This window comes from Streptomyces umbrinus (assembly GCF_030817415.1).
Taxonomy (GTDB): Bacteria; Actinomycetota; Actinomycetes; order Streptomycetales; family Streptomycetaceae; genus Streptomyces; species Streptomyces umbrinus_A.
In genome coordinates this window covers 7,690,844-7,711,917 of the sequence record NZ_JAUSZI010000002.1, presented here as the reverse complement: position 1 = coordinate 7,711,917, position 21,074 = coordinate 7,690,844, and the positions used below count along the sequence as shown (strand labels likewise).

Genomic DNA, 21,074 nt, shown 5'->3' with positions numbered 1-21,074 from the left:
CAGTGTCGGACACAGTTCCCGAGGAAGTCCTCCATGCCTCTCTCCTCCCTCGCACCCGCTCCCCTCCTCGTTCCCACCCGCCGAGCCGTCGACAGCGACCGCCGGCGTACCAGCGCCAGCGCCATCCTGCGGTCGGTGCTGGCGCACGGCCCGGTCGCCCGCAGCACCATCGCCCGGCTGACCGGCCTCTCCCCGGCGTCGGTCACCGACCACTGCAACCGCCTCACCGCACTCGGCCTGATCCAGGAGGCCGCAACACTCCGGCGGTCGAACGGAGTCGGCCGCCCCCACGTACCGGTCGACCTGGACGACTCCCGGTTCGTGGTCGGCGGCGTGCACGTGGCGGTGCCGTACACGACCGTCGCCCTCCTGGACCTGCGCGGCCGTGTCGTCGCCGAACGCCGCCTGAACCACGAGGAGGAGGGCGGGGACAGCGGCCAACAGGCCCCGCCCCCTGCCCCCGGCCCGGTACTGGCCGACGCCGCCTCCGGGCTGCGTGCCCTGCTCGCGGCCGCCCCCGGCCGGGTCCCCCTCGGTATCGGCGTGGCCACCGGCGGCTGGGTGGACCGGGACTCCGGGACCATCGTCGAACACCCGCTCCTCGGCTGGCGGGACGTCCGCGCGCGCGAGGTGATCCACGCGCTCACCGGCCTGCCCGTGCACGTCGACGGGCACGCGCGGGCCCTGGTCAACGGAGAGCGGCTCTTCGGGCGGACCGCCGGTGGCGGCCGCAGCCTGCTGCACCTCTTCGTCGGTAACGTCGTGGACGCCGCCTTCGCCACCCACGACGAGGTCCACCACGGCCCTCGTTCCCAGTCCGGCGCGATCGCCCATCTCCCGCTCGCGGGCGGCACGGAACGCTGCGACTGCGGCCGGACCGGCTGCCTGCAGGCCGAGTTGAGCGAGCGGACCCTGTGCAGGAGGGCGCGCGAGGCCGGGGTCGTCCGGACCTCCGACCCCATGCAGATCCTCGCCGCCGCGGCCGACGGCGACCCCGTCGCCGTACGTCTGCTGCTGCACCGCGCCCGGATGGTCGGCCGTGCGGCGGGGCTCCTGCTCGACGTGCTCAACCCGGACACGGTCGTCGTCACGGAGATGGGCGCCGTCCATCGGGAGGACTGCCTCGCCGCGCTGCGTGAGGAGGTCGGTCCTGACCGGGCGGCGGCCGTCGTGCCGACCAGCTTCCCGGACTCCGTGCTCGCCGTGGCCGGTGGTTCGGTGGCTCTGGACGTGCTCTACCGGGATCCGCTGAGCATGCCGTCCAGCACGCCGTCGAGCAGTTCCTCGGGCTCCTCACCGGGGCCGATTTAATTCAGAAAATCCGAATGTTGACAGGCCTTGTGCCTGGCCAGGAGCATCGTGCCCATGAGCTGTCGCACCTTCTGTTGCTGACGCGTCGACCTGTTGCCGCTGACGCGTTGACGCACTGACGACGATCCACGGGCGCTCTCCGCCCACCGGTCCGTCCGCGTTCTTCGCCGATCCGCCGGCGTCCTCTGCCACCACCGCCACGCCCTCCGCGTGTGCCTCCACGTGTGCCCACCCCTGCGCACCTTCCGCGTTCCCGGCTTCGCCCTGCCCGGAGTTGTCCGGAATGCCGCGGATCTGCCTGCCCCAATGAATTCAGGGAGTCCTCCCATGCCACCTCCGTCCGCCTCCGGTGCCGACCGACGTCTCTTCCTCTCGTCCCTGCTCGGGGCCGCCGCCGCGGCCGGGCTCAGTGGCTGCGCGGGCAGCAGTGCCGCCGACACCGGGGTCAAGGGGTCCACGTCCGCCCCGCTGGCGGACAAGGTCCCGTCCGGTACGAGCCTGAAGATCGCCTCCTACCAGGGCGTCCAGCAGCTGCAGTTCAAGCTCGCGGGCCTGTCCGACCTGCCGTTCAAGGTGGCCGACTGGCCGAACCTCGGCGCGGGGCCCGATGTCATCAACGCCTTCCGTGCCCAGTCCCTGGACGTCGGCAACAACGCGGGCATCCCGCCCATCCAGGCGCACTACCAGGGCTTCGACGCGAAGATCGTCGCGATCAACGTCACCCGCAAGCCCAACTACCTCTTCGCCACCAAGCCCGGCAGCGACATCCAGGACGTCCAGGGCTTCAAGGGCAAGAAGCTCGCCTTCTCGCAGGGGCAGGCACAGGGGGTCGTACTGCTGCGGGCGTTGAAGCAGGCCGGGCTGGCCTACGACGACGTCGATCTGGTGCCGCTGACCAGCAACCAGTTCCTCACCGCGCTCCAGGCGGGCCAGGTGGACATCGCCCCGCTCGCCAACGCCCAGTCACCCGCGTATCTCAAGCAGTACGGGTCCAAGGGCGCCCATGTCATCACCACGGACGTCGTGGACCTGCTGAACCTGCTGTGGGCGCCGACCTCCGTGCTCGCCGACCCCGCGAAGGCCGCCGCCGTCGCCGCGTACATCCCGCGCTGGGCGAAGGGCGCGGTGTGGGCGTACGAGCACCCCGACGCCTGGAACGAGGAGTTCTACGTGAAGACGCAGAACCTCACGCTCGCGCAGGCGCGTTCGATCACCGAGCTCGCCAACAAGCCGCTGTTCCCGCCGAGTTGGGACGAAGCGGTGAAGTGGGAGCAGGAGACCGCCGACCTGCTGGCCGAGGGCGGCTTCGTGAAGGGGTTCAAGGTCGACTCCCTCTTCGACCGGCGCTTCGAGGGCATCGCGGCGAAGTCCGTACCGGCGGAGTACCGGAGGTGAGCGCCGTGACCACGACCACGACCGCTGCCGGAACCACGACCGCCGCCACGCCCCTCGCGGCCACCGTGGAAAATCCCCAGGTCCGCAGGCGCCGCCGGCTCTCCCCCGGCAAGCGGCTGCCCGCCACCCGCTTCCTCGGCCCGGCCCTGCTGCTCGCCCTGTGGGCCGCGGCCTCCGCCGCCGGGCAGCTCGATCCGGGTGCGATCCCGGCTCCCTGGACGGTGCTGGAGACCGGCGTCCATCTGTGGACCGACGGCACACTGCCCACCGACATCCTGACCTCACTGCAACGCGCCGGCTCCGGTTTCGCGATCGGGCTGACCGCGGGCATCGCCCTCGCGCTTGCTTCCGGGCTCAGCCGGACCGGCGAGGCGCTGATCGACGGATCGGTGCAGCTCAACCGGGCGATCCCGACGCTCGGTCTGATCCCGCTGTTCATCCTCTGGCTGGGCATCGGCGAGACCTTCAAGATCGCGATCATCGCGATCGTCGTCTACATCCCGATCTACCTGAACACGCACGCCGCGCTGTCCGGCATCGACAGCCGCTTCGTCGAACTCGCGGAGGTCCAGGGCCTGTCGAGGTACGCCTTCATCCGGCGGATCGTCATCCCGGGCGCGCTGCCCGGCTTCTTCGTCGGGCTGCGGCTCGGAGTGACCGGCTCCTGGCTGGGCCTGGTCGTGCTGGAGCAGATCAACGCCACCAGCGGGCTCGGCTACATGATGTTCCAGGCCCAGAACTACGGCCAGACGGACGTCATCCTCGTCGGCCTGGTCGTCTACGGCATCTTCGGCCTGATCTCCGACAGCGCGGTCCGTCTGATCGAACGGAGGGTGCTGTCATGGCGCCGCACGCTGAGCAGCTGACCCGTCCCGCCGTCCAACTCCGAGGCCTGACAAGGTCGTTCGACGGACACACGGTCCTGGACGGCATCGACCTCGACCTTCCCGCCGGACAGTTCACCGCGCTGCTCGGGCACAGCGGCTCCGGCAAGAGCACGCTGCTGCGGGCGGTCGCGGGACTCGACCACGAGGTGGCGGGAAGCGGTCAACTCACGGCCCCGTCAAGGGTGTCCGTGGTCTTCCAGGACTCCCGGCTGCTGCCCTGGCAGCGCGTCCTCGACAACGTCCTGCTCGGTCTCGACGGCAAGGAGGCCGAGCGGCGGGGCCGTGCCGCCCTCGCCGAGGTGGGTCTCGCGGGCCGCGAACGGGCCTGGCCCAACGAGCTGTCCGGCGGCGAGGCACAGCGCGCGGCCCTGGCCCGCTCCCTCGTCCGCGAGCCCGAACTCCTGCTGGCGGACGAGCCGTTCGGTGCGCTGGACGCGCTCACCCGGATCCGTATGCACACCCTGCTGCGTGAGCTGTGGGAGCGCCACCGGCCCTCCGTCCTGCTCGTCACCCACGACGTGGACGAGGCGATCGTGCTGGCCGACCGGGTGCTCGTGCTCGACGAGGGCCGGATCGGCCTCGACCTGACCATCGACCGCCCGCACCCCCGCTCGTACCGCGACCCGCTGCTCGGCGAGTACCGCGAGCGGCTCCTCACCGCCCTCGGCGTCACGGAGCACCACGACCACCACGGGACCGACGGGACCGACGGGACCGACAGGGCCGACGACCGCCCCCAGCACCACGAGCACGCGGAGGACCCCCAGTGACCGAGCGCAGACTGCACCTCAACGCCTTCCTCATGAACACCGGTCACCACGAGGCGTCGTGGCGGCTTCCGGAGAGCGATCCGTACGCCCATGTGGAGCTCGGCCACTACGTCCACCTGGCCCGGATCGCCGAGCGCGGGACCTTCGACTCGCTCTTCCTCGCCGACGGACCGCAGCTGTGGGGCAACCTCGCCCAGCGGCCGGCCGGCGCCCTGGAGCCGCTCACCCTGCTCACCGCGCTGGCGACGGCCACCGAGCACATCGGCCTGATCGCCACCGCCTCCACTTCCTACAACTCGCCCTACAACCTGGCCCGCAAGTTCGCCTCGCTCGACATCATCAGCGGCGGCCGGGCGGGCTGGAACATCGTCACCACGGCGGGTGCCGAGGCCGCCCGCAACTTCGGTCTCGACGCGGAACCCGCGCACGCCGAGCTCCCCCACTCTCGACTTCGCTCGAGCGGGGGGACCCCCATCGCCCGTGCCGCCGAGTTCCTCGACGTGGCCCTGAAGCTCTGGGACAGCTGGGAGGACGACGCGATCGTCGCCGACAAGGTGGCCGGCGTCTGGGGCGACGACACGAGAGTCCACCCCGCCCGGCACAAGGGCCGGTACTTCAGCGTTGAGGGCGCCCTCAACGTGCCGCGCACCCCGCAGGGTTACCCGCTCCTCGTGCAGGCGGGCTCGTCCGAGGACGGCAAGGAGTTCGCGGCCCGGTACGCGGAGGCGGTGTTCACCGCCCAGCAGACCATCGAGGACGCGCAGGCCTTCTACGCCGACCTCAAGTCCCGTACGGCGGCGGCCGGCCGCGACCCCGACCACATCAAGGTGCTGCCCGGCATCGTCCCCGTCATCGGTTCGACGGAGAGCGAGGCGCTCGCGGCGGAACAGGTCCTGGAGGACCACATCGTGTACGCGCACGGCGTGGGCCGCCTGGAAGCCCTGCTGCAACTGGCGCCGGGATCACTGGAGTTGGATGCCGAACTTCCCTCCGACCTGCCTCCGGAGAGCGTCATCGAGGGCGCCAAGAGCCGCTACACGCTCGTGGTGGAGCTGGCCCGGCGCGAACGCCTCACCGTGCGGCAGCTGATCGGACGGCTCGGCGGCGGGCGCGGGCACCTCACCTTCGCCGGGACGCCCGAGCAGGTCGCCGACGCCATCGAGCAGTGGTTCACCAGCGGCGCCGCCGACGGCTTCAACATCATGCCCGCGGTCCTGCCGTCCGGCCTCGACGCCTTCGTCGACCACGTCGTCCCGCTCCTGCGCGCCCGCGGTCTGCTCCGCGAGGAGTACGGCCCCCGGCAGACCCTGCGCGAGAGATACGGACTCCCGCGCCCCGCCAACCAGTACGTCACCGCCCCAGCCCCAGCGCTCGCCCGAGTCTGAGCCCGAGTCCGAGCCCGCTCCGAAAGCGAAAGGAACCCCATGTCCGACATCGAGATCCGCAAGGTCACCGCGAGGATCGGCGCCCAGATATCCGGCGTCGACATCTCCGAGCCGCTCGACCAGGAGACCGTCACCGCCCTCCGCGACGCCCTCAACGTCCACAAGGCCCTGGTCTTCGACGACGTGCACCTCGACGACGAGGGACAGCAGGCCTTCGCCCGTCACTTCGGCGACCTGACCACCGCCCACCCGACCGTGCCCGCCGTCGAGGGCGCCCCGAACGTGCTGCCCGTCGACAGCGAGCGCGGCCGGGCCGCCAACAACTGGCACACCGACGTCACCTTCGTCCTCAACCCTCCGCAGGCCAGCACCCTGCGCAGCATCACGATCCCGCCGTACGGGGGCGAGACGCTGATCGCCAGCTCGGCCGCCGCCTACCGCAACCTGCCCGAACCGCTCCGGCTGCTCGCCGACACCCTGTGGGCCGAGCACACCAACGACTACGACTACGCCGTCCCCGAGGAGGAGGTGGACGAGGAACAGGCCGCCCAGCGCGCCCGGTTCACGTCCATCAAGTACCGCACCGCCCACCCCGTCGTCCGCGTCCACCCGCTGACCGGTGAGCGCGGGCTGTTCATCGGCGGCTTCGCACAGCGGATCGTCGGCCTGTCGGTGAGCGAGTCCCGCAAGGTCCTCGACCTGCTCCAGGCGTACGTCACCCGGCCCGAGAACGTCCTGCGCCACCGCTGGTCCCCGAACCAGCTCGTCCTCTTCGACAACCGCATCACCCAGCACTACGCCATCGACAACTACGACGGCCTGCCGCGCCGTCTGAACCGGGTGACGGTCGCCGGTGACGTGCCGGTCGGCATCGAGGGCAAGGAGAGCTACTCGATCCAGGGGGACGCCTCGCACTACACGTCGGTCGCCACGTACCCGACGGCCGCGTAATCGGAATCTCGCACTCCGTGTCGAGTATGTCCACATAGTGGGCGGCCTCTCCGTGCGGGCGGAGGGGCCGCCCAGACTGTGGGCGTTTTTGCCCTCGCACACAAGGGACCGCCCGCACCCATGTCCCGTACCACCCACGACCCCGCGCCCGGCACTCCCGGCACCTCCGACGCGGACGTCTCTCTCTCGCACGGCCTCAAGCAGCGCCATCTGTCGATGATCGCCCTCGGCGGGGTGATCGGCGCGGGCCTGTTCGTCGGCTCCGGTGCCGGCATCGCGGCCGCCGGCCCGTCGATCGTCGTCGCGTATGCCGTCTCCGGTCTGCTCGTCATGCTGGTGATGCGGATGCTCGGCGAGATGTCGGCCGCGTATCCGTCGTCCGGTTCCTTCTCGGCGCACGCCGAGCGGGCGATGGGGCCGTGGGCGGGGTTCACCGCCGGCTGGTCGTTCTGGGTACTGCTCTGCACGGCCGTCGGCCTGGAGGGCATCGGCGCCGCGAAGATCGTGACGGGCTGGCTGCCCGGCACGCCGGAGTGGGCCTGGGTGGCCCTCTTCATGGTCGTCTTCTGTGCCGCGAACCTGGCCGCCGTGAAGAACTTCGGCGAGTTCGAGTTCTGGTTCGCCGCGCTGAAGGTGGGCGCGATCACGCTGTTCCTGGTGCTCGGTGTGCTGGCGATCGCCGGTGTCCTGCCGGGCACGGACTCCCCCGGCCTCACGAACCTCACCGGCGAGGGAGGCTTCCTGCCCAACGGCAGCGAGGGGCTCGTCATCGGTCTGCTCGCCTCCGTCTTCGCGTACGGCGGTCTGGAGACCGTCACCATCGCGGCGGCCGAGTCGCAGGACCCGGTGCGGGGTGTCGCGAGCGCCGTGCGCACCGCGATGTGGCGCATCGCGCTCTTCTACATCGGCTCGATGGCGGTCATCGTCACGCTCGTCCCGTGGGACTCGAAGGCGGTCGTCGAGAAGGGCCCGTACGTCGCCGCCCTCGACCACCTGGGCATCCCGGGCGCGGGCCGGCTCATGAACGTGGTCGTGCTGGTCGCCCTGCTCTCGGCGATGAACGCCAACATCTACGGTTCCTCGCGCATCGCGTACTCGCTGGTGCGGCGGGGGCAGGGACCGAAGGCCCTCGGCCGGGTCTCGGGAGGCGTCCCGCGGACCGCCGTCCTCGCCTCCTCCGTCTTCGGCTTCGCCTGCGTCCTGCTGAGCTACTGGCGCCCCGACGACGTCTTCCCCTGGCTGCTGAACATGATCGGCGCGGTGATCCTGGTCGTCTGGATCTTCATCGCGGTCTCCCAGCTCCGGCTCCGCCGCACCCTGGAACGCGAGGCCCCGGAGAAGCTGGCCGTGCGCATGTGGGCTTTCCCTGCCCTGACCTGGGTGGCCCTCGGGGGCATGCTCGCCATCTTCATCCTGATGGCCCGGGAACCGGACACGCGGGTCCAGCTGTACTCGACGGGCGCGATGACGCTGGCACTGGCGGCGACGGGCTACGCCTGGCAGCGGGCACGCGACTGAGCGGGCCGCGACCCGTTACGGGCGCAGCCCGTTCAGGGGCGCGGGGCTGTGTCGATTTGCGGCTCCGCCGCGTGGGCGCGACCAGCCACAACGCACCCGCACCCGCACCCGCACCCGCAAGACCACGCAACAACCGGAGGGCCCTCGCGAGAGGGCCCTTTTGCGTGCCCTCGCACACCCCCACACTCTCTTGCTGCTAGCGTGCACTTGCAAGTAGCTTGCAACAAGAGGTCGGAGAGGACCTGGCATGGCCGTCTACACACTTCCCGAGCTGCCGTACGACTACTCCGCGCTCGCCCCCGTGATCAGCCCCGAGATCATCGAGCTGCACCACGACAAGCACCACGCGGCGTACGTGAAGGGGGCGAACGACACCCTGGACCAGCTCGCCGAGGCGCGGGACAAGGAGTCGTGGGGTTCGATCAACGGGCTGGAGAAGAACCTCGCCTTCCACCTCTCCGGGCACATCCTGCACAGCATCTACTGGCACAACATGACGGGCGAGGGCGGCGGTGAGCCCCTCGCCTCGGACGGTGTGGGCGAGCTCGCCGACGCGATCACCGAGTCGTTCGGTTCGTTCGGCGCGTTCAAGGCCCAGCTGACCAAGGCCTCCGCGACGACCCAGGGCTCCGGCTGGGGCGTACTCGCCTACGAGCCGCTCAGCGGGCGCCTGATCGTCGAGCAGATCTACGACCACCAGGGCAACGTCGGCCAGGGCTCGGTGCCGATCCTGGTCTTCGACGCCTGGGAGCACGCCTTCTACCTCCAGTACAGGAACCAGAAGGTCGACTTCATCGACGCCATGTGGCAGGTCGTCAACTGGCAGGACGTGGCACGTCGTTACGAGGCCGCCAAGTCCCGCGCGGACGTGTTGCTGCTCGCCCCCTGAGCCTGCCTCACCCGCCCCCCGGGGGGGCGGCCCGAAGCGCCCTGCCTCGTGATCGTCTTCTCACCGTTCGCGGGCAGGCGGAAAGAGGGAAGACCCCCGCGAGGACGTGACTCGCGGGGGTCTTCCGGTACGGGGGGCTCCGGGTGATGGTTACCGGATGCGCAAGCGAAGCTGCTTCACCTGCAAGAGCCTTGAGGAAGAGCACCGCTTCCTGGAAACCCAGGAGGCGGCCTGGCTCATGAAGGAGACGGGCGAGAAGAACGTGGACGGGTTCATGGTGTGCATGGCGCCCCTGAACGACGAGGGCAAGCAGTGCCGCAACCTGCGGACGTACTTCAAAGAGAAGCCGTTCAGGGAGCCTCTGCGCCTGCCCGAACCGAGCTGAGCCGAGGCGAGAGCTGAGCCGAGCCCGCCGCTGCCGGCTCCCCGGGTACCGGTCAGGTCAGAGGTTGCTGAAGTCCGGGCCCTTGGTCCGCGTCCGCTTGATCTCGTAGAAGCCCGGGATCGAGGCGACCATCAGCGTGCCGTCCCACAGCTTTCCGGCCTCGTCGCCCTTGGGGGCCGGGGTGACGACCGGGCCGAAGAAGGCGATCTGCCCGCCGTCCGAGCCGGGGACCGCGATCACGGGGGTGCCGACCTCCTGGCCGACCTTGTCTATGCCCTCCTTGTGGGAGGCGCGCAGCTGGGGCTCGTACGGGGTGTCGTCCCAGTGGTCCAGAAGGGACTCGGGCAGGCCGACGTCCTTCAGCGCGGCGGCGACGACCTCCTTGCCGGGGCCCTCACCCTGGTTGTGGATGCGGGTGCCGAGCGCGGTGTAGAGGTCTCCGAGCACCTCGGCGCCGTGCTCCTCCTGGGCCGCGATGACGACGCGGACGGGGCCCCACGCCTTCGTGCTGAGCAGCTCGCGGTACTCCTCGGGCAGTTCGTCCAGCTTGGGCTCGTTCAGTACCGCGAGGCTCATCAGATGCCAGCGGACCTCGATGTCCCGGACCTTCTCCACCTCCAGGACCCATCGCGAGGTCATCCACGCCCAGGGGCAGAGAGGGTCGAACCAGAAGTCGACGGGGGTCTTGCCGGCGGTCTGCGCGGTCTGCTCGGACATGCTTCTCCTCGGTACGGATCTCGGTACGGGTCTCAGGGGGTCCTCAGTCGTGTCCTTCAGCCCCAACGCAACCGGTCACCTGTGCCATTCCCGGGTGTCCGGGGTCAGGGGCACATGGCAGGATCGGTGCTGTTCACGCGTACCCAGACGCGTACCCGACACGTATCCATTACGCCACGAGGGAGTGCCGCCCGTGCCCGGTGAGAATCTGTCCCGCGACGAGGCCCGCGAGCGGGCCGCACTGCTGTCCGTCGAGGGGTACGAGGTGTCCCTGGACCTGCGCTCCGCGGTGGGTGGGACGGACGCCGGGCCGCGCACCTTCCGCTCGGTGACGACGATCCGCTTCCGCAGCGTCGAGCCGGGTGCCACGACCTTCGCGGACCTGATCGCCCCGAGCGTCACCGCCGTCTCGCTGAACGGCAGGGACCTCGACCCGGGCGCGGTCTTCGACGGCTCGCGCATCCTCCTTGAGGACCTCGCCGAGGACAACGAACTCGTCGTCGACGCCCAGTGCGCCTACAGCCGCACCGGCGAGGGCATGCACCGCTTCGTCGACCCGGAGGACGGCGAGGTCTACCTCTACACGCAGTACGAGCCGGCCGACTCCCGCCGGGTCTTCGCGAACTTCGAGCAGCCGGACCTCAAGGCGCCCTTCCGGTTCGAGGTGCGGGCTCCCGAGGGCTGGGTCGTGTGGAGCAACGGTGTCGGTGAACTGGCCGACGGGGTATGGAAGTTCGCTGAGACCAAGCCCATCTCGACGTACATCACGGCGTTCGTCGCGGGCCCGTACCACTATGTGACGGACTCCTACGAGCGGGTGCTCGACGACGGTACGCGTCTGGAGATCCCGCTCGGCGCGATGTGCCGCAAGGGCCTAGCCCGGCACTTCGACTCGGACGACGTCTTCCTCGTCACCAAGCAGGGGCTCGACTTCTTCCACGACAACTTCGACTACCCGTACCCGTTCGGGAAGTACGACCAGGCGTTCGTGCCGGAGTACAACCTCGGCGCGATGGAGAACCCGGGGCTCGTCACCTTCCGCGAGGAGTTCATCTTCCGCGGCAGGGTGACGCAGGCGTCGTACGAGCGCCGGGCGAACGTGATCCTGCACGAGATGGCCCACATGTGGTTCGGCGACCTGGTGACCATGGTGTGGTGGGACGACCTGTGGCTGAAGGAGTCCTTCGCGGACTTCATGGGCTCGTTCTCGATGGTCGAGGCAACCCGCTTCACGAACGGCTGGATCACCTTCGCCAACAACCGCAAGTCCTGGGCGTACCGCGCCGACCAGCTTCCCTCCACACACCCGATCACGGCCGACATCCGTGACCTGGAGGACGCCAAGCTCAACTTCGACGGGATCACGTACGCCAAGGGCGCTTCCGTCCTCAAGCAGTTGGTCGCCTACGTCGGCCGGGACGCGTTCCTGGAGGGCGCCCGCCGCTACTTCAAGCGGCACGCGTACGGGAACACGCAGCTCGGTGATCTGCTGTCGGTCCTGGAGGAGACCAGCGGGCGCGACATGGCCACCTGGTCGCGGTCCTGGCTGCAGACCGCCGGGGTCAACTCCCTTACTCCGCAGGTGATTCTGAGCGCGGAGGGGCGCGTCACCGAGCTGGCGATCCTCCAGGAGGCGGCCGAGTCGCATCCCGAGCTGCGGCCGCACCGGGTGGCGGTGGGCCTGTACCGACGCTCGCCCGAAGGGGCGGTGGAGCGGTACGCGCGCGCCGAGGTCGACGTCGAGGGTCCGCGCACGGTCGTCGGGGAACTGGTGGGCACGGAGGCTCCCGACCTGGTGCTCGTGAACGACGACGACCTGACGTACTGCAAGATCCGGTTCGACGAGGGCTCGTTGGCGGCCCTGCGGGACGGGCTCGGCGACATCACCGACCCGCTGGCCCGCGCCCTGTGCTGGTCGGCGCTGTGGAACCTGACCCGCGACGCCCTCATGCCCGCCCGGGACTTCATCGACCTGGTCCTGCGCTTCGCGGGCCGCGAGACCGACATCGGTGTGCTGCAGATGCTGCATGCGTGGGCGAACTCCGCGCTCACCCACTACGCGGCGCCCGGGTGGCGCGGCGAGGGCGGACGGCTGCTGGCCGAGGGCGCGCTGCGCGAGCTGCGGCTGACCGAGCCGGGCAGCCAGCACCAGCTCACGTGGGCGCGGTTCTTCGCGGCGGTCGCGTCGGGCGAGGCCGATCTCCAGTTGCTCCAGGGCCTGTTGGAGGGCACGGCGAAGATCGACGGTCTTGAGGTGGACCAGGAGCTGCGCTGGGCGTTCCTGGAGCCGCTCGCCGCGCACGGGGTCGCGGACGAGGGTGTCATCGCGGCCGAGCTGGCACGGGACGACACGGCGTCGGGCAAGCGGCATCAGGTGCGGTGCCTGGCGGCGCGGCCCTCCGCCGCGGTCAAGGCCCAGGCATGGGCGTCCGTCGTCGAGTCGGACTCGCTGTCCAACGCGCTGGTCGAGGCGACGATCGCGGGCTTCGCCCAGTCGTCGCACCGGGAGCTGACCGCTCCGTACGCGTCGAAGTACTTCGAGGTGATCGAGCGGGTGTGGGGTGAGCGGTCGATCCAGATCGGGATGGATGTGGTGAAGGGGTTGTTCCCTTCGCTGCAGGATTCTCGGGGGACCTTGGAGGCGGCGGATGCGTGGCTTGCCGACCATGGGGCGGCTGCGCCCGCGTTGAGGAGGCTGGTGTTGGAGGCTCGGGATGATCTGGGGCGGGCCCTGTGGGGGCAGGCGTGTGACAGTGCGGGTGCCGTCGGCGAATGAAGGGTGCGGTTCGTGGTCTCGTGCGGGTGGGTGGGGGCTGGCCGCGCGGTTCCCCGCGCCCCTAACGGGGCCAGCGGCTCGGCGTGTTGACTTTCGTCCCGTCCATAACAGTTACGGAATGCGGGCAATCGGTGCCGTGACCCCCGTACGGACCAGGGGGTTTCGGCAGTCGAACGCTTGCACTTTAGGGCGAGCTTGTCCGGTTTTGTCGACGGACGTGTAACAGCGGTTAGCAGGGGGATCACGGACGGGAAATCCTCGGGTCATGAACCACAACACCCCGCTCTCCCCCCGGCCCCTCCGCCACCTGTCCGACGTTCAGCTCCGTGTCCTGACCACCGCCCAGTTGCGCTCGCAGGGTGTGAGCTCCGCCGACATCAACGCGCAGTGCAGGCCCGGCGGCACCTGGCAGCAGCTTCTGCCGGGCGTGTACCTGCTCCGTCCGGGCCCGGCCACCAGCGAGGAGCGGCTGCGTGCGGTTCTCCTGTACGCGGCCCGCTCCCCCGCCGCCGAACCGGCGGTCCCCGCCCAGCCCGGCGCGGGCGAGCCGCACGCCCCGCAGCGGTACGCCGACGCGATGATCACCGGCCTGGCGGCGCTGGCCCTGCACCGCTTCTCGTCGGCGCCCCCGCTTCTCTCGCTGGACCGCATCGACGTTCTCGTCCCGCGTCTGCGCCGGCTGCGTTCTACGGGCTGCGTCCGCATCGTCCGTACGCCGGGCATGCCGGAGCCCGAGCAGATCACCGGCATCCCGGTGGCCCCGGTTCCGCGTGCCCTGGCCGACGCGGTCGCCGACCTCGCGGACGCGGGTGTCGTACGCCGGCTGCTCACCGAGGCCGTACGCGGCGGGCACTGTGAACCGGCCGCCGTGGTCAAGGAGTTGACGCAGGCGCGGCTGTTGAGCCGCCCGCATGTCGTGGACGCCGTCGACTCGCTGCTCGCCGAGGGGCGGGCCATCGCGGAGGACCGCCTCTACCGCATGGTCCACGAGCACGGTCTGCCGGACCCGGTCTGGAACGTGGACCTCCGCCTTCCCGGCGGCCCGCACCTGGGCGGCCTCGACGCGTACTGGCCCGACCACGCCGTCGCCCTCGAACTCGACACGCGCGCCCCTCGCCAAGGCCATCGGCAGGACGACGCCATGTGGTCCGAGTACGCCCGCAAGCGCGAGCACCTGGAGCGGCTCGGCATCACGGTCGTCCACATCACCCCGAAGAAGCTGCGGGACTCGATGGAACAGCAGGCAACGGTCGTACGTACGGCCCTGATGGCTTCAGCGGACCGCGACCCGGCCGCGTATGTAGTGGTGCTTCCCCGTTAGTGACGGACCGGGGGCATCCCGGAGGGGAGTGAAGGGGCGGGTCCCGGGAGACCGGGTCCGCCCCTTCACGCGCGGTCCGGGGCGGCGGCCTCCAGCTCGGCGATGTTCCCCGACATGATCGTCCGTACGTGCCCGGTGATGTGCTCCGCGGGCCAGTCCCACCAGGCCACCGCGAGGAGCCGGTCGATCTCGTCGTCGCTGAAGCGGGTGCGGATGAGCCGGGCCGGGTTGCCGCCGACGATGCCGTAGTCGGGCACGTCCGTGGTGACCACGGCGCCGGCGCCGATGATCGCGCCGTGTCCGATCCGTACCCCGGGCATCACCGTCGTGCCGTGACCGAACCAGACGTCGTTGCCGACGACCGTGTCACCCCTGTTCGGCAGACCGGTGAGCAGGTCGAAGTGCTCGGCCCAGGAACCGCCCATGGTGGGGAACGGGAACGTCGAGGGGCCGTCCATCCGGTGGTTGGCGCCGTTCATGATGAACCGCGCCCCCGTGCCCAGCGCGCAGAACTTCCCGATGACCAGCTTCTCCGGCCCGTAGTGGTAGAGGACGTTGCGCGTCTCGAACGCGGTCGGGTCGTCCGGGTCGTCGTAGTAGGAGTACTCCCCCACCTCGATCAGCGGGGACTTCACCAACGGCCTGAGCAGCACCACCCGCGGCTGCTCGGGCATGGGATGGAGCACCGTGGGGTCGGCGGGCACTGGCATGTCGAGCGGCTCCTTGGGCGTCGGGGGTGCGGGCGGGCGGTTGGGCCCGAGCCTTCATGATCCCGCTGCGGGGCCCGCCCGGACATCGAATTACCGGCCGGGGCGACGCGAGGCGCCGGGGTGGCGCGAGTGCGGTCCCCTGAACTCAGTCACCGGCGACCGCCAGGACGAGTTGGCTCACAGCCGAGAAGCCGCCGCACTTCGCCTCGACGCGGAACAGGCCCGGCCACGGGAGCCGTACGTCGGCGCGCAGGCGGCCGTCGCGGCGGGACAGGCGCGGGCGGTCGATCTCCAGGTTCTCGGAGACGTCGATGACCTGGAGTTCGACGGCGACCGGGTTGTCCACCAGGTCGACCTCGACCGGGCAGGGTTCACGTGCCGTCGCCACATCCGGTACGTACAGGCCCAGTTCGGTCGCGCCGAGGGGCGGGCCCAGTGGGCGTTCGGTCAGGACCGAGCCGGTGAACGCGACCGCCTCCTCGCTGCGGGCGAGGGCGCCATGGCTCTGGGGGGAGGTAGAAGGGGTGCGACCGGCCGGTGTCGCCGCCTCCCGGTACACCGTTCCGTCGCCGCGGCGGTCGAGCCGGGTGTCGCCGTCCGGGACGTACTCGCGCAGTTCCGCCGTGCCGTCCGCGAGGGTCAGGCTCTGTGGGGTGCGCTGGCCGACACCGACCACCGCGCGCAGTTGGGGGAGGGTGCCGGCATCCGACTCGTTCAGCTTCTCCCTGCGGTCGAGCGACTGCTGGGCCAGCTCCCGGTCTCCGCCGAGGGATTCGACGTCGGCCGGAGTGAGGCGGCGGAAGTCACCGGTGGGGTCCTCCACACAGCGGTAGCCGGGCAGCAGCTCGTACAGACCGGGCAGGGTGCGGGCCAGGGCACGCAGCCGGCGGCGGGGCAGCGGCAGCGGGGTGCCGCTGCCCGAGCCGAGCAGGCCCGCGGCCTGGACCGAGCCGTGGAAGGGCGTGCCCAAGGTGATCAGGGTGCGGACGTCACGGACCCCGCCCAGCGCGGTCATGAAGAAGCGGGCGACCAGGCCGCCCATGGAGTGGGCCACGAGGGTGAGCCGGGCGTCCCGGCTGCCGTGCGGGTGGGCACGCCAGGCCCGCAGGTGGTCGTCCGCCGCCTCCGCCAGACGGGCGGCCGCGCGCTCGGTCGACAGGCGCCAGTCGTACGCGAACTCCCGTACCGCGTCGGGGTGGGCCGCCACGCGCCGGGTGCCCGCCAGGAGCTTGGTGTACGGCTCGAAGCCCCGCAGCACGGGCGGGGAAGCGGAGCAGCCGGGTCGCGCGGATGCGCCCGGTCACGCCCGCGCGTTCCTCGTCCGTCACGTGGAGGGCCGAGAGCGAGCCGCCAAACGCCCAGGCACTGCCGTACCGACGGAGGTCCGAACCGCCCCACAGGACACGGCCGGTCGCGCTCTCCACCAGCTCGCTGCCCATGATCCCGGGCAGGACGAGGACCGCGTCGCGATGGCCCGGTCCCGTCGGTACGGATGACGCCGGTCGCGCAGGGCGCGCAGGCGGCACCCATTGCGCGGATGACTTCGCTGCCACGCTTCCCCCGAGCTCTCAATCCACGTGCGCAGCAGGATAGTTCGCAGCCTGCACGATTGCGCCGGATCGTCCGGGGCGGTCTGCGTACGCCCTCGGATAACCGTTTCCCGGCAGGAGCGACGGCATGTCAGGGTCGCCCGGTGACTGTTTCCCGTTGTGAGCTGTTGCGCTGGCAGTTCGAGCTGACGTGGTCGTTGTTCGAGTACCACCTGGAGCGGCTGGAGGACGAGGACTTCCTGTGGGAGCCCGGGCCGCTCTGCTGGACGGTGCGTCCGGATGGTGATGGTGATGGGCGGTGGGTGGCGGACTGGGCGGATGCCGAGCCCGACCCGATTCCGGTTCCCACCATCGGGTGGGTGAGCTGGCACATCGGGTGGTGGTGGAGTGTGGCCGTCGATCACGCCCGGGGGCGGGTGCCGCGGGAGCGGACCGAGATCGTGTGGCCGGGGGAAGGGAAGGCCGCCGTCGCGTGGCTGCGCGGACTGCGTGAGGAGTGGCTGGCGGTGCTGGAGCGGTTCACGGACGCCGAGTTGGACGCCGTCGCTCCGTTCCCGTGGCAGAACGATCCGGAGCACACCGTCGCCCACATGGCCGGCTGGGTGAACTCCGAGCTCATGAAGAACGCCGCCGAGATCGGGCAGCTCCGCCTGCTGCGGGCCGCGTCCGGAGCCTGAGCGCGAGCCCGAGGACTTTCGGCTGTGCCGGGTCCTGAGCGGTTCCCGGGAACGGGCAAGCGGCCCTGTGCGCGCTCACCCGGCCCACCGTCCGTCGGGGCGGTTACTCGGCGCAGAACTCCGCCTCGATCACCGCGTCGCTGTCCCCCGACCAGTCGCCGTTGAAGTTGAAGGCGAGGGAGTGGCGGCCGTCCGCCGTCGTGACGGCCTCCGAGTTCGAGCCGTGGATGCCGCCGCCGTGGCCCCAGACGACGACGCCGCAGCTCAGTTTGCGTTCCATGAGACCGAGGCCGTAGCCGGCGTTCGGAATCGCGTCGACCTTGATGGTGGTCTTCATCTCGGTGAGCTGCTTCTTCGGCAGCAGCTTGCCTCGCAGCAGCGCCGAGTAGAAGCGGTTGAGGTCGCCCGAGTCGGAGATCATCTCGCCCGCCGCGGAGGCGAGGGAGGGGTTGAGCTCCGTGACGTCGTAGGTCGGGCCGGTCGCCGTCTCGGCGAGCTTGCCGTAGGCCCGGCTGCTGGGCCGGGGCACGTGCGGGTTCGTGCCGGGGACCGTGGTGGCGCGCAGGCCGAGCGGCTCGATGATGCGCTGCCCGACCTCGTCCCCGTACGTGTGGCCCGTGGCCTTCTCGATCACCATTCCGGCGAGTACGTAGTTGGTGTTGGAGTAGTTCCAGGAGGTGCCCGGCTCGAAGTCCGGCTTGTGGGCCGTGGCGACCTTCACGAGCTGCGCGGGCGACAGCCGGTCGAAGCGGTGCTCGAAGAAGCCGTCCTTCAGGAAGTAGGTCCGGCCGAAGTCCTCGTCGTCGGTGTAGTTGAAGATCCCGCTGGTGTGGTTCAGGAGCTGGCGGAGCGTGATCCGGCTGCCGTCGTGGCCGTTGCCGCGGACCACGCCCGGCAACCACTTCTCCACCTTGTCGTCGAGCGAGAACCGTCCCTCCGCCTCCAGTTGGAGCAGCACCGTCGACACGAACGTCTTGGTGATGCTGCCGACGCGGTAGCGGTCGTGGGCGGAGCGCGGCTGCTTCGTCTTGAGGTTGCCGATGCCCGAAGTGCCCTTCCAGGTCCCGTACTTGTCCTTCGCCTGCCCGGCCACACCGGGGACGCCGTCCTGCACGGCGGCGTCCATCGCCCGCTGGGTCGCGGCGTGGTCTCCGAGCGGGGCCGGGGACGGGGACGAGGCCGAGGAGGAGGCCGGGGCGGCCATGGCCACCGGAGCCGTGAGCGAGGCCGCGACCAGTGCGGCCGCGCTCGTCAGTCCGAGGCGCAGCGTGCGGGATGCAGTCATGTGTCGTCGTGTCCCATCCGTCGTGTCCGTCGTGGTGCACCGACGGGAGGGACCCGGTGGCATGTCGTACGGGTTGCCTGCGACTGCGGCGGTTGAGCGGGTTTCGGCCCTTCTGGAACAGCTCGGCCCGCCTGCCTGCATGGCTCAGGCCTGCTGGCCCTGCCCCTGCCCCTGCCCGCGGCCCTTGAGGAGGCTCAGGCCCGCCCCGAGAGAGACGACGCCCATGCCGACGGCGGTCAGCACGCCCTGCGAGCCGTCCACGACGAAGGGCGCGGCCGCGGCGACGACGAGGTTGAACAGGAACAGGAACCACAGGACCGGCTTCGAGGAGAGCAGCGCCTTCATGGGAGTTTCCTTCCGGGTGGGGAGCTGGGAACTCCCGCGATCGACTGGGATCAACTGAGATCAACGATCCCGGGATCCGCCGCCCGCCACGAGGGAGTGCCCTCCCGAACCGGAGGTGTAGCGGGCTACACCACGGGCGGGCCGGCCGTCGGCCGTGACGGAGAGGCAGGGGCTCGTCGCGGGGAGGCGCCCGCAGGCCGGCAGGGAGGCCGCCGCAGGTCAGCGGCGAGGTGCCCGCAGGTCAAGGGAAGGTGTCCGCTGATCAAAGGAAGGTGGCCACGCGTCCGCATGTGCGCCCGTTCGCCTACTCTGATCGCCATGCGGAAGACAGTCCGGGAGGCCGCGCGGGCCACACGCCGGCTCGCGCCTGCCGCCGTGCTGTCCTTCGGCTCGTACCTCTTCATCACGGTCCTGCTGATCGGGGCCATCGGCGCGGTCAGCGTGGTCGCCATCGGGCTGTTGCCCGAGACCGTGCTGCTGGTGCGCCGGATCGCCGGGGCCAAGCGGCGCATGGTGGCCGCGTGGACGGGCCAGGAGATCCCCGAGGCCTACCAGCCCGTCGAGGGCACGGTGCGCGAGCGGGTGCGTACGGTCGTGCGGGATCCGGGCACCTTCACCGATCTGCGCTGGATGGTCGCCTATTACGCCTACGGCTGCCTGCCGTATCTGGCGATCCCGCTGTGGCCGCTGGGACTGCTCGTCGACGGTGTGTGGTGCGGGTTGCTGCGCCGCGAGGCCGTCGTGCTGCCGTTGATCGGCCGGCTCGCGGACCTCGACGCCAAGTGGTCGACCGCCCTGCTCAAGCCCTCCCCCAAGGCGGAGCTCGCCGTGCGGGTCGAGGAGCTGACCGAGACCCGGGCCGGCGCGATCGCCGCGCACGGCGCCGAGCTGCGGCGCATCGAGCGGGACCTTCACGACGGCACACAGGCCCGGCTGGTCTCGCTGTCGATGCGGATCGGGCTGGCCAAGCGGGCGTACGACCGTGATCCCGAGGCCGCGCGCAGGCTCCTCGACGACGCCCAGGACCAGGCCGAGGAGGCTCTGACCGAGCTGCGGCACGTCGTACGGGGCATCCACCCGCCGATCCTCACCGACCGCGGTCTCGCCGGCGCGGTCCGGGCGCTCGCCGCGAGCAGCGGCCTGGACGTGGCCGTGACCGTGGACGGCCTGGAGGACGCCGACAGCGAGCGGGACGGGGCGCGGGCCCCGGCGGCGGTCGAGGCCGCCGCGTACTTCGTCGTCGCCGAGTCGCTGACGAACGCCGCCAAGCACAGCGGCGCGGAGCGGGCCGAGGTCGGCCTCGTCCGTACCGGCAAGGGGTTGTGGGTGACCGTACGCGACGGGGGCCGGGGCGGTGCCGACGAGGCCGGGGGTTCCGGGCTGCTCGGTATGCAGCGGCGCGTCGCCGCGCTCGACGGGACCCTGCGGCTGACCAGCCCCGCCGGGGGCCCGACCGTGATCGAAGTGGAGCTGCCGTGCGTGTGGTGATCGCCGAGGACAACGCCCTGTTGCGGGAGGGGCTGGTCCTGCTGCTCACCTCCTCCAGGCACGAGGTGGTGGCCGTCGCGGGCAGCGGGCCCGAGGTGCTGCCCGCGCTGCTCTCACACCGCCCCGATGTCGCCGTGCTCGACGTCCGGATGCCGCCCGGCTTCCGCGACGAGGGGCTGCGCGCGGCGCTCGCGGCCCGCAAGGAGATCCCCGGGCTGCCGGTGCTCGTGCTCTCGCAGTACGTCGAGGAGTCGTACGCCGCGGAGTTGCTCGGCGGTGGGGCGAGCGGGGTCGGTTATCTGCTCAAGGACCGGGTGGGGCGGGTCGACGAGTTCCTGGACGCGCTGGAGCGGGTTGCCTCCGGCGGTACGGCCTTGGACCCCGAGGTGGTGTCCGAGCTGCTTGTGCGGCGGCGGGACTCGCCGCTCGATTCGCTCACTCCTCGTGAGCGGGAGGTTCTTCAGCTGATGGCTGAAGGGCACGGGAATTCGGCTATCGCCGAGGCTCTTGTCGTGACCGAGCGGTCTGTCAGCAAGCACATTGGGAATGTGTTTTTGAAGTTGGGGTTGCCGCCGAGTGACAGTGGGCATCGGCGGGTGCTTGCGGTGTTGGCTTACTTGAACAACTCGTGAGTGGCTTGCAGGAGGTTGTTCGTGGAGCGCGGGCCGGTGGGGGCTTGTCGCGCAGTTCCCCGCGCCCCTGAAGGGGCCGCCC

General features: G+C 70.7%; 19 protein-coding genes. 14 read left to right on the top strand and 5 right to left on the bottom strand.

Annotated elements, in window-relative coordinates; genetic code table 11:
* Positions 1-33: 33 nt before the first annotated feature.
* From QF035_RS34105 to QF035_RS34065, 9 genes are all read left to right on the top strand, one after another.
* A complete protein-coding gene (locus QF035_RS34105) occupies positions 34-1,311 on the top strand; it encodes an ROK family transcriptional regulator (RefSeq protein ID WP_307524394.1) in 1,278 nt (425 codons plus the stop codon).
* A gap of 327 nt (positions 1,312-1,638) precedes the next feature.
* Positions 1,639-2,706 (top strand): ABC transporter substrate-binding protein, encoded by a 1,068-nt coding sequence (locus QF035_RS34100; protein ID WP_307524392.1) that lies wholly within the window; start codon positions 1,639-1,641, stop codon positions 2,704-2,706.
* On the top strand, positions 2,703-3,572 hold the full coding sequence (locus tag QF035_RS34095; protein WP_307524390.1) for an ABC transporter permease: 870 nt from the start codon (positions 2,703-2,705) through the stop codon (positions 3,570-3,572). The genes QF035_RS34100 and QF035_RS34095 overlap by 4 nt, the downstream gene beginning before the upstream one ends.
* A complete protein-coding gene (locus QF035_RS34090; protein ID WP_307524388.1) occupies positions 3,548-4,363 on the top strand; it encodes an ABC transporter ATP-binding protein in 816 nt (271 codons plus the stop codon). The genes QF035_RS34095 and QF035_RS34090 overlap by 25 nt, the downstream gene beginning before the upstream one ends.
* Positions 4,360-5,748 (top strand): LLM class flavin-dependent oxidoreductase, encoded by a 1,389-nt coding sequence (locus QF035_RS34085; protein ID WP_307524386.1) that lies wholly within the window; start codon positions 4,360-4,362, stop codon positions 5,746-5,748. Before QF035_RS34090 ends, QF035_RS34085 begins: the two co-directional genes overlap by 4 nt.
* A gap of 39 nt (positions 5,749-5,787) precedes the next feature.
* Entirely contained in the window at positions 5,788-6,699 is a 912-nt protein-coding gene (locus tag QF035_RS34080) for a TauD/TfdA dioxygenase family protein (protein WP_307524384.1), read from the top strand.
* Between the two features lie 120 nt (positions 6,700-6,819).
* Positions 6,820-8,217 (top strand): amino acid permease, encoded by a 1,398-nt coding sequence (locus QF035_RS34075; protein ID WP_307524383.1) that lies wholly within the window; start codon positions 6,820-6,822, stop codon positions 8,215-8,217.
* 247 nt (positions 8,218-8,464) lie between these two features.
* Complete coding sequence (locus QF035_RS34070) at positions 8,465-9,106, top strand: superoxide dismutase (RefSeq protein WP_307524381.1); 642 nt, start codon at positions 8,465-8,467, stop codon at positions 9,104-9,106.
* Positions 9,107-9,263: 157 nt separating this feature from the next.
* Positions 9,264-9,491, top strand: coding sequence for a hypothetical protein (locus QF035_RS34065; RefSeq protein WP_307524379.1), 228 nt, complete (start codon positions 9,264-9,266; stop codon positions 9,489-9,491).
* A gap of 57 nt (positions 9,492-9,548) precedes the next feature.
* Here QF035_RS34065 and QF035_RS34060 read toward each other — a convergent pair whose 3' ends face one another.
* Positions 9,549-10,208 carry a mycothiol-dependent nitroreductase Rv2466c family protein gene (locus tag QF035_RS34060; protein ID WP_307524377.1) on the bottom strand — a complete coding sequence of 220 codons (660 nt, stop codon included), beginning with the start codon at positions 10,206-10,208 and terminating at the stop codon, positions 9,549-9,551.
* Positions 10,209-10,401: 193 nt separating this feature from the next.
* On the opposite strand from QF035_RS34060, the gene pepN reads away from it, so the two are divergent.
* Both pepN and QF035_RS34050 read left to right on the top strand, forming a co-directional pair.
* Positions 10,402-12,984 (top strand): aminopeptidase N, encoded by a 2,583-nt coding sequence (gene pepN, locus QF035_RS34055; RefSeq protein ID WP_307524374.1) that lies wholly within the window; start codon positions 10,402-10,404, stop codon positions 12,982-12,984.
* Between the two features lie 265 nt (positions 12,985-13,249).
* On the top strand, positions 13,250-14,305 hold the full coding sequence (locus tag QF035_RS34050; protein WP_307524372.1) for a hypothetical protein: 1,056 nt from the start codon (positions 13,250-13,252) through the stop codon (positions 14,303-14,305).
* A 65-nt stretch (positions 14,306-14,370) separates the two neighbouring features.
* Here the strand turns inward: QF035_RS34050 and QF035_RS34045 are convergent, their stop codons facing one another.
* Positions 14,371-15,015: a CatB-related O-acetyltransferase gene (locus QF035_RS34045; protein WP_307524370.1), complete on the bottom strand. Its 645-nt coding sequence runs from the start codon at positions 15,013-15,015 to the stop codon at positions 14,371-14,373.
* Between the two features lie 145 nt (positions 15,016-15,160).
* Positions 15,161-16,273, bottom strand: coding sequence for an esterase/lipase family protein (locus QF035_RS34040; protein WP_307524368.1), 1,113 nt, complete (start codon positions 16,271-16,273; stop codon positions 15,161-15,163).
* Positions 16,274-16,708: 435 nt separating this feature from the next.
* Between QF035_RS34040 and QF035_RS34035 the strand changes: the two genes are divergently transcribed.
* Complete coding sequence (locus QF035_RS34035; RefSeq protein WP_307524366.1) at positions 16,709-17,242, top strand: DinB family protein; 534 nt, start codon at positions 16,709-16,711, stop codon at positions 17,240-17,242.
* A 103-nt stretch (positions 17,243-17,345) separates the two neighbouring features.
* On the opposite strand, the gene QF035_RS34030 is transcribed toward QF035_RS34035, so the two are convergent.
* Entirely contained in the window at positions 17,346-18,527 is a 1,182-nt protein-coding gene (locus QF035_RS34030) for a serine hydrolase domain-containing protein (RefSeq protein ID WP_307524364.1), read from the bottom strand.
* 144 nt (positions 18,528-18,671) lie between these two features.
* The gene (locus tag QF035_RS34025; RefSeq protein WP_143632200.1) at positions 18,672-18,872 is read right to left on the bottom strand and encodes a hypothetical protein; all 201 of its coding nucleotides are present in this window, start codon (positions 18,870-18,872) and stop codon (positions 18,672-18,674) included.
* A gap of 318 nt (positions 18,873-19,190) precedes the next feature.
* Here QF035_RS34025 and QF035_RS34020 point away from each other — a divergent pair, with 318 nt between their 5' ends.
* Positions 19,191-20,360: a sensor histidine kinase gene (locus QF035_RS34020; RefSeq protein WP_307524363.1), complete on the top strand. Its 1,170-nt coding sequence runs from the start codon at positions 19,191-19,193 to the stop codon at positions 20,358-20,360.
* Positions 20,348-20,992 carry a LuxR C-terminal-related transcriptional regulator gene (locus tag QF035_RS34015; protein WP_307524362.1) on the top strand — a complete coding sequence of 215 codons (645 nt, stop codon included), beginning with the start codon at positions 20,348-20,350 and terminating at the stop codon, positions 20,990-20,992. The genes QF035_RS34020 and QF035_RS34015 overlap by 13 nt, the downstream gene beginning before the upstream one ends.
* Positions 20,993-21,074 lie beyond the last annotated feature (82 nt).

Coding starts and splice junctions, on each gene's coding strand:
- QF035_RS34105 (WP_307524394.1), top strand. CDS start 34: ATGCCTCTCTCCTCCCTCGCACCCGCTCCCCTCCTCGTTCCCACCCGC.
- QF035_RS34100 (WP_307524392.1), top strand. CDS start 1,639: ATGCCACCTCCGTCCGCCTCCGGTGCCGACCGACGTCTCTTCCTCTCG.
- QF035_RS34090 (WP_307524388.1), top strand. CDS start 3,548: ATGGCGCCGCACGCTGAGCAGCTGACCCGTCCCGCCGTCCAACTCCGA.
- QF035_RS34080 (WP_307524384.1), top strand. CDS start 5,788: ATGTCCGACATCGAGATCCGCAAGGTCACCGCGAGGATCGGCGCCCAG.
- QF035_RS34075 (WP_307524383.1), top strand. CDS start 6,820: ATGTCCCGTACCACCCACGACCCCGCGCCCGGCACTCCCGGCACCTCC.
- QF035_RS34070 (WP_307524381.1), top strand. CDS start 8,465: ATGGCCGTCTACACACTTCCCGAGCTGCCGTACGACTACTCCGCGCTC.
- QF035_RS34065 (WP_307524379.1), top strand. CDS start 9,264: ATGCGCAAGCGAAGCTGCTTCACCTGCAAGAGCCTTGAGGAAGAGCAC.
- QF035_RS34060 (WP_307524377.1), bottom strand. CDS start 10,208: ATGTCCGAGCAGACCGCGCAGACCGCCGGCAAGACCCCCGTCGACTTC.
- QF035_RS34050 (WP_307524372.1), top strand. CDS start 13,250: ATGAACCACAACACCCCGCTCTCCCCCCGGCCCCTCCGCCACCTGTCC.
- QF035_RS34045 (WP_307524370.1), bottom strand. CDS start 15,015: ATGCCAGTGCCCGCCGACCCCACGGTGCTCCATCCCATGCCCGAGCAG.
- QF035_RS34030 (WP_307524364.1), bottom strand. CDS start 18,527: ATGACTGCATCCCGCACGCTGCGCCTCGGACTGACGAGCGCGGCCGCA.
- QF035_RS34025 (WP_143632200.1), bottom strand. CDS start 18,872: ATGAAGGCGCTGCTCTCCTCGAAGCCGGTCCTGTGGTTCCTGTTCCTG.
- QF035_RS34020 (WP_307524363.1), top strand. CDS start 19,191: ATGCGGAAGACAGTCCGGGAGGCCGCGCGGGCCACACGCCGGCTCGCG.